General features: G+C 63.4%; 1 protein-coding gene. It reads left to right on the top strand.

Features of this window, described 5'->3' with window-relative positions; all coding sequences use genetic code 11:
- Positions 1 to 119: 119 nt before the first annotated feature.
- A partial coding sequence (locus ABGB01_RS46025; protein ID WP_347780659.1) for a DDE-type integrase/transposase/recombinase occupies positions 120 to 822 on the top strand: 703 nt, incomplete at its 3' end.

The following is an 822-nucleotide window of genomic DNA, read 5'->3' as shown; positions in this document are numbered from 1 at the left end:
GATATTGCGGGAAAAGCATTCGCGCTGCTTCAGGACATCTCAAGCAGCGCGGACTCCGACACGAACTGAATCGGGTCCTGGACGAGTATTTCCCGGCTCTGGAGGCGTCGGTCGGCACGGTGAAGGCATGCGCGGTGTTCGGGAAATCCCGGGCCACGGTGCACCGCCGGCGAAATCCGCGCCCGCCCGTGCAAGGACCGCGCCGGCCGTTCCACCACCCGGCCGAACTGTCCGACGACGAACGCGAGCAGGTGCTGGCAGTGCTCGACTCTGCCCGCTTCGCCGACAAGTCGCCCGGCCAGGTGTGGGCGACCCTGCTGGACGAGGGTGTCTACCTGTGCTCGCAGGCCACCATGTACCGCCTGCTGCGCGAACGGGGGCAAAGTGGCGAGCGGCGCGCCCAGGCCGTACGCCCGCCGACCAGCAAACCCGAACTGGAGGCCGACCGCCCTAACCTCGTGTGGTCGTGGGACATCACCAAACTGAAAGGCCCGGTGCGAGGCGTCTACTATCTGTTGTACGTCATCATCGACATCTTCTCCCGCAAAGTTATTCACTGGGAGATCTGGCCCACCGAAAACGGCGCTCTGGCCAAAGCATTCATTCAGAACGCAATCGCCGCCAACAATAACGTCGCGCCTCGCTCCATCCACGCCGACCGCGGCACGTCGATGACCTCAAACACCGTCACCGGACTGCTCGCGCTGCTCGGCATCGATCAATCGCATTCCCGGCCGCACGTGTCCAACGACAACCCGTACTCGGAAGCGCAGTTCAAAACCCTCAAATATTGCCCGGCATTTCCTGGACGGTTCGGATCCA

This window comes from Nonomuraea sp. B5E05 (assembly GCF_039880665.1).
Lineage (GTDB): Bacteria > Actinomycetota > Actinomycetes > Streptosporangiales > Streptosporangiaceae > Nonomuraea.
The sequence above is the reverse complement of the archived record's forward strand: the minus strand, read 5'-3'. Positions and strand labels throughout refer to the sequence as shown.